We start from the raw sequence: 4998 nt of genomic DNA, 5'->3' as shown, positions 1-4998 counted from the left end.
CTGCCTCTGCCTCTGCCTCTGCCTCTGCCTCTGCCTCTGCCTCTATCTCTATCTCTATCTCTATCTCTATCTCTCTCAATGTGCAGTTGGAAGGGGGCTGATTTAGCCAGCCAGATATGTGTGAAGCTACAAACCCTGCTTGCAGAAACAACAAGGGCTGCACATTGTGCAGCCCTTGCCTCTGGAGAATAGCGGGTTGAGCGTGTCAGCTGGCCCAGGTGATGATGTGATCGATCCATTCACCGGCCTGATCCTCGTGAATGACTTTGCCACGGACGGATTGACCAGCCTGATGCATAGCGGAACGACTGCCGGTCAGCAGAGGATGCCACTCTGGAAGAGCGTCACCTTCAGACAGCAGGCGATATGCGCAGGTTGAGGGGAGCCAGTCATATTCGGCGATCTTGTCATGGGTGATTTGCAGACAGTCAGGCTCTTTTTTGAAACGATTGGCGTAATCAGAGCACTGACAGGTCTTGGTGTTAAGCAAATTGCAGGCGACATTGGTGAAAACCAGTTCGTCGGTATCTTCATCGATCAGCTTGTTGAGGCAGCATTTTCCGCAACCATCGCAGAGGGATTCCCATTCGGATTCAGTCATCTGCTGCAGACTCTTGGTCTGCCAAAAGGGGGCTTGCATCATACCGCTCACTTATTACACCTGATAAAACGCGTGGTTATACCCCTTGTTACCCGGTATTTCAAGGAGAGGGTCACTCCGGTGGGCTAATTGTCGTGATCAGCTCAAATGAATGCAATGACTTTCAGCCTCATCATATTGCTCAAACGGGTTCGCTGGTGGGCAGGAAGTCCCGCAGGTTTGAATACTTGGGCTGCATGATTGTCCAGTTCAGTTTTTTTTCTGCTTCTTTATCCATTACATCTGTTGATGTTTGTCTGCTTGCAGCAAGCAGGGTCAAATGATATCCGATGCCTACCGTCAGGCTGTTGCACGCTTGTCTTTCAAATAAAGCCGCTGGTCACATATTGTTTGCGCCCTTCTGTCACTGCGACCCGCGGGAGAGCCTGCGTAGGCGTTCGTTTTTTGTCTTAATGATTGAGATAGATATCTTGCTCTGCATAGGCCAGCAGAGGTGTGCCGAGGTTAGTCCGTTTCGCGCCAAAGAAGCGGGTGAGTACGCCAGATTGCTGTCCCAGTCGCTGCAGCTTGACGTGATCCAGCTCGATCTGCTCGGGTAGCCAGGTAAATACGGCGGCGCAATGACCATTGCCAAGACTGCGCTCCAGAGTTTGCTGCCAGTTCTTGATTTTGGGGCTATGTACCACCAGCACTCTCTTGGGATCGATACCTCGCTCTTCCAGACGGCTGACTGTGGGGCGTCCCGGCGGGGCGATCAACAAGATCCAGCCGGTATGAGCCTCCCCAAGCTTTGTCAGCTCGCTCAGAAACTGATCATCAGACTGGATAGTCACACCATAATGAGCCAACTCCGCTTTGCAGGCGGTTCTGGTTGGCCAGGGCTTGCTCATGACACGATTCATCGCAAAGGGCAGTGAGTGCAGGGGCTGGTTCATATATGGGGTTCCTGTATGAATATCCAAGCTGTATGTGCATACAGTAGTTCTATCCTGTGGCAGTGACAAGGTGTTTTTGCTGAAAAATGTGATGGTGTTGGCATGTGTCGTTAGTAAGGTTATGTTTTAAAACACTATTTAATATAAAGCTGGCTGGGTGTTTTTCGTACTATGGACAAACCTTGCGTAACCGCCCATGGTTATACAGGTCATTTACAGGAGGTGCCGCCATGGATATCAGTACCTTGCAACGCCTTGATGCCAACATCTTGCTGGGCATCATCAATGAGAAGCTAAGGCTTGAGTGTGACGGGTTGGAGGAGTTGCTGGCCTATTACGATATGAGTGAAGAGCAGCTGGCAGGACGTCTGGATCAGATTGGGTACCATTACGATCCATTGAGTAATCAGTTCAAGGCACATCTTTAAGGGTGCAATGATTGCTTCATATTTATACGGTAATTTTTCAGGCACATTGAAACCGGTTTCAATGTGCCGTCTTGCTGCCTATTTTCAGGGATTTTCAAGGCTTGGCAATCTCTGAAAACCTATTCATGCCAGAATATTTTTATTGTTTCATTAAGTTTATGATAATAAAGGGAATGTTTGTTTTTGTGCGATCAATTAAAGGAAAGGGTTTTCAAGCTTTTCAGGCTGTTTTTATCGGTTAAAGTGTGACTTGCGTTAACTTTTAATTCTGCCGCTTTAGTTAGTATTCTCACGCCGGTACATATTTTGAGATAACAACAGCGCCGGTCCCGCAAGCGGGATAACAATTTTATTTGTAACGAAGGAATATGGTTTATGGCTACCAAGAAGAAGACAGACCAGGATCTCCAACTGGATAAAGATCAGCTCAAGGCGAGTATCGTGCGTCACCTGCGTTCTACCTTGGGAACAAGCGAACAGAAAGCCTCTCCCGAAGCGTGGTGGAAAGCCACTGCGGCGGCTGTCAATGAACAGGTGTACGAGCGCCTGACCCGCACTCAGCAGACTCATTTCAAGAAAGATACTCGTGCGATTCACTATCTCTCTGCTGAATTCCTGATGGGACGATTGACTTCCAACAACCTGCACAACCTCTCCCTCTACAAGACTTGCGAAGAGGCGCTGGGCGAACTCGGTCTGGAACTGACCGACCTGTGCGAACAAGAGCCGGACATGGCACTTGGCAACGGCGGCCTGGGTCGTCTGGCTGCCTGCTTTATCGACTCGCTGGCCACTCTGAACTATCCGGCGGTTGGTTACGGTATCCACTACGAACACGGTCTGTTCCGTCAGGAAATCCAGGATGGCCGCCAGATCGAGCGTCCGGACTCCTGGCGTGAATATGGCAACCCCTGGGAGATCTGCCGCCCCGAGTCGGTGCAAGAAGTGCCGCTCTATGGCTACGTCGAGACCGTGTTTGGTGACAATGGCGGCCTGAAGAAGGTATGGCACGCCGGTCGCAAGATTAAAGGGGTGCCTTGGGATATTCCGGTAGTCGGTTTTGGCGGGCACACCGTCAACATCCTGCGTTTGTGGGAATCCCGCGCCTCCGAGTTTTTCGACTGGGACGTGTTCAACGCCGGTGGTTACATCGACTCCCAGGCTGAGAAAGCCCAGGCCGAGACCATCTCCAAGGTGCTCTATCCGAACGATGAGACCGATGCAGGTAAAGAGCTGCGTCTGATCCAGCAGTACTTCTTCTGTGCTTGCTCCATCAAGGACATCATGCGCCGCTACAAGCGGGTCCATGGCAGTGACTTCAGCAACTTTGCCGCGCAAATTGCCATTCAGCTCAACGATACTCACCCGACTGTCGCCATCCCGGAACTGATGCGGGTGCTGGTTGACGAGGAAGATCTGAACTGGGATGCCGCTTGGGCTATCTGCTATCAGGTCTTCTCTTATACCAACCACACTCTGCTGCCGGAAGCGCTGGAGAAGTGGTCGGTCAGCCTGTTCGAGAAAGTACTGCCTCGCCATCTGGAGGTGATTTACGAGATCAACGCCCGCTTCCTGAACGAGTTGGTGGAGCCCAAGTGGCCGGGCAACGATGCTATCAAAGCCAAGCTCTCCATCATCGAAGAGGGAGATGTGCGCAAGGTTCGCATGGGCAACCTGTGCGTGATCGGTTCGTCCAAAGTGAACGGTGTGGCCGAGATCCACTCCAAGCTGGTGAAGGAAGATCTCTTCCCCGAGTATGCCGAGCTGTGGCCGGAAAAAATGTGCAACGTGACCAACGGGGTGACCCCGCGTCGCTGGCTGCTGGCGTGCAACCCGGAACTGGCTGGCCTCTACAACGAAGTAGTGGGCAAGGAGTGGCCGCTGCAACTGGACAAACTGCGTGGCGTGGTGAAGTTTGCCGACGACAAGGCGTTCCAGCAGCAGTTCATGACCATCAAGCGTCACAACAAAGAGAAGCTGGTCAAGGTCATCAAGGACGAAACCGGTATCGATGTCAGTGCCGAGGCGATCTTTGACGTTCAGATCAAGCGTCTGCACGAGTACAAGCGCCAGCAGCTGAACCTTATTCACATCATGGCGCTCTATCGTCGCCTGCTGGCCAACCCGGACTATGACATGCACCCACGCGTGTTTATCTTCGGCTCCAAAGCTGCGCCCGGTTACAAGCTGGCCAAAGACATCATCTATGCCATCAACAAGCTGGCGGATCGGGTCAATAACGATGCTCGTATCCAGGGCAAGCTGAAAGTGGTGTTCATGCCGAACTACCGCGTGAGTCTGGCCGAGAAGCTGATCCCGGCGGCAGATGTCTCCGAGCAGATCTCCACTGCAGGTTATGAAGCATCCGGTACCGGCAACATGAAGATGGCACTCAACGGTGCAATCACCATCGGGACGCTGGATGGAGCCAACATCGAGATCGCTGAAGAGGCGGGTGCCGAAAATTGTGCCATCTTCGGTCTGAACGTGGACGAAGTGAAGTCGCTGAAGGCGCGCGGTTACAACCCGTATGACTTCTACTATGCCAACTCCGAGCTCAAAGCCGTGCTGGACTGGTTTGATACCGACTACTTCACGCCTGGTCGTCCGGGTGAGCTGGCCTCCATCAAGCGCTCCTTGTTGGAAGGGGGAGACCCTTACCTGACCCTGGCGGACTTCCAGTCCTACTCGGATGCACACAAGCTGATCGATACCTGGTATCGGGATCCGGCACTGTGGGCGAAGAAGGCCATCATCAACTCGGCCACCATGGGCAAGTTCAACTCCGACCGCTCCATTCAGGACTATGTGGATCGGATCTGGGATCTGAAGGCCTGCAACATCGGCTAATTAGATGCAGAGATGAAAAAAACGCAATGAAGTGAATCCCACGTTAGCTGGCGAATGACATGGCCTGAGTTCGGAACTCTACCCGGCTCAGGCCGTATAGTTTGAACTGTAGTGATCAACTAAATCCGGACACTTGGTTATGAGGTATCCTGATTTTCACAGACAGTTCCGATTGTTACGATGA

General features: G+C 52.2%; 5 protein-coding genes. 2 read left to right on the top strand and 3 right to left on the bottom strand.

Features of this window, described 5'->3' with window-relative positions; translation table 11 throughout:
• Window positions 1-205: 205 nt before the first annotated feature.
• The 3 genes from L972_RS09660 to L972_RS09655 all read right to left on the bottom strand — a co-directional run bounded on the left by L972_RS09660 (window position 206) and on the right by L972_RS09655 (window position 1536).
• On the bottom strand, window positions 206-640 hold the full coding sequence (locus L972_RS09660) for a YcgN family cysteine cluster protein (protein ID WP_005352569.1): 435 nt from the start codon (window positions 638-640) through the stop codon (window positions 206-208).
• Window positions 641-782: 142 nt separating this feature from the next.
• Window positions 783-920, bottom strand: a complete 138-nt coding sequence (locus tag L972_RS21410; protein WP_156127047.1) for a hypothetical protein — start codon at window positions 918-920, stop codon at window positions 783-785.
• Window positions 921-1050: 130 nt separating this feature from the next.
• Complete coding sequence (locus L972_RS09655) at window positions 1051-1536, bottom strand: cell division inhibitor (RefSeq protein WP_005333614.1); 486 nt, start codon at window positions 1534-1536, stop codon at window positions 1051-1053.
• A 230-nt stretch (window positions 1537-1766) separates the two neighbouring features.
• Here L972_RS09655 and L972_RS09650 point away from each other — a divergent pair, with 230 nt between their 5' ends.
• Complete coding sequence (locus L972_RS09650) at window positions 1767-1964, top strand: DUF4250 domain-containing protein (RefSeq protein WP_005333612.1); 198 nt, start codon at window positions 1767-1769, stop codon at window positions 1962-1964.
• Window positions 1965-2339: 375 nt separating this feature from the next.
• On the top strand, window positions 2340-4814 hold the full coding sequence (locus L972_RS09645) for a glycogen/starch/alpha-glucan phosphorylase (RefSeq protein WP_005361122.1): 2475 nt from the start codon (window positions 2340-2342) through the stop codon (window positions 4812-4814).
• Window positions 4815-4998: the final 184 nt, after the last annotated feature.

Origin of the sequence: Aeromonas sp. ZOR0001 (assembly GCF_000801015.1) — a bacterium.
GTDB classification, from domain to species: domain Bacteria; phylum Pseudomonadota; class Gammaproteobacteria; order Enterobacterales; family Aeromonadaceae; genus Aeromonas; species Aeromonas veronii.
The sequence above is the reverse complement of the archived record's forward strand: the minus strand, read 5'-3'. Positions and strand labels throughout refer to the sequence as shown.